Raw genomic sequence first — 1737 nt, forward strand, 5'->3', positions numbered from 1 at the left:
ATGCCGATGTTGGCGCGCATGCGGGGGTCCTTGGCGTACTCCGCCCACATGTAGTCGCGTTCCTCGTCGGTGACCATCTCCAGGGTCAGCTCGTCGTGGTTGCGCAGGAAGATGCCCCACTGGCAGCTCGAGGGGATCGCCGGGGTCTTGGCCAGGATCTCGGAGACCGGGTAGCGGGATTCCCTCCGCACGGCCATGAAGATGCGGGGCATGACGGGGAAGTGGAACGCCATGTGGCACTCGTCGCCCCCGGCCCCGTAGTCGCCGAAGTAGTCGACGACGTCCTCCGGCCACTGGTTCGCCTCCGCCAGCAGCACCGTGTCCGGGTACTGGGTGTCGATCTCCTTGCGCACCCGCTTCAGGAAGGCGTGCGTCTCCGGGAGGTTCTCGCAGTTCGTCCCCTCCCGCTGGTACAGGTACGGCACCGCGTCGAGGCGGAACCCGTCGATGCCCAGGTCCAGCCAGAACTTCAGCGCGGAGATCATCTCCTCCTGCACCGCCGGGTTCTCGTAGTTGAGGTCCGGCTGGTGCGAGAAGAAGCGGTGCCAGTAGTACTGCTTGCGTACCGGGTCGTACGTCCAGTTCGACGCCTCGGTGTCGACGAAGATGATCCGCGCGTCCTGGAACTGCTTGTCGTCGTCGGCCCACACGTAGTAGTCGCCGTACGGTCCGTCGGGATCGCGCCGCGACTCCTGGAACCACGGATGCTGGTCGCTGGTGTGGTTCATGACGAAGTCGATGATCACGCGCATGCCGCGCTGGTGCGCGGAGTCGACGAACTCCACGAAGTCGGCGAGGTCGCCGAAGTCGGGCAGGACGGCAGTGTAGTCGGCGACGTCGTAGCCGCCGTCGCGCAGGGGCGACTTGAAGAAGGGCGGCAGCCACAGGCAGTCGACGCCCAGCCACTGCAGGTAGTCCAGTTTGGCGGTCAGACCCTTCAGGTCGCCGATGCCGTCGCCGTTGCTGTCCTGGAAGGAGCGGACGAGGACCTCGTAGAAGACGGCTCGTTTGAACCAGTCCGGGTCCCGGTCCTTGGCGGGTGTGTCCTCGAAGGTGTCCGGGACGGGTTCGTTGACGATCATGTGGTGGCTGACCCTCCGATCTGCGGGGTGGACGGTCGCAGAACCCTGCCGCGTGCAACGGGGGGCCCGTCCCCGGACCCCCGGCCGACGGCGAGCACGTGCGCTCCGCCCGGGCCGAGACGCACATAGTTGGCCCTGCCCCATTGATAGACCTCGCCGGTGAGCTCGTCGCGCACCGGAACCGACTCGTGCCAGTCCAGGCCGAGTTGCGGCATGTCCAACGAGACCGTGGCCTCCTGGGTGTGGTGGGCGTCGAGGTTGGCGACCACCAGAACGGTGTTCGAACCGTGCCGCTTCGAGTACGCGATCACCGCCTCCTGGTCGGCGTGGTGGAAGTGGAGGTCGCGCAGTTGGCGCAGGGCGGGATTCTCCCGGCGGATGGTGTTGAGCCGGGTGAGGAGGGGGGCGATGGTGCGGCCCTCGCGTTCGGCTGTTTCCCAGTCGCGGGGCCTGAGCTGGTACTTCTCGCTGTCGAGGTATTCCTCGCCGCCCTCGCGCAGGGGGGTGTTCTCGCACAGTTCGTAGCCGCTGTAAATGCCCCAGGAGGGGGAGAGGGTGGCGGCGAGGACGGCGCGGACCTCGAAGGCGGGACGGCCGCCGTGCTGGAGGTAGGCGTGCAGGATGTCGGGGGTGTTGGCGAAGAAGTTGGGCCGCA

Annotated in this window: 2 protein-coding genes; both read right to left on the reverse strand. The window is 67.0% G+C overall.

From position 1 onward, the window contains the following. Positions 1 to 1082 (reverse strand): alpha-amylase family glycosyl hydrolase (locus F1615_RS35355; RefSeq protein WP_244328980.1); only part of this gene is annotated, 1082 nt, incomplete at its 3' end. Then, the coding region (locus tag F1615_RS35360; protein ID WP_149553128.1) for an alpha-glucosidase C-terminal domain-containing protein at positions 1079 to 1737 on the reverse strand (659 nt) is incomplete at its 5' end. The genes F1615_RS35355 and F1615_RS35360, both read right to left, overlap by 4 nt.

Source organism: Streptomyces marokkonensis (genome assembly GCF_008312835.1).
GTDB lineage: Bacteria > Actinomycetota > Actinomycetes > Streptomycetales > Streptomycetaceae > Streptomyces > Streptomyces marokkonensis_A.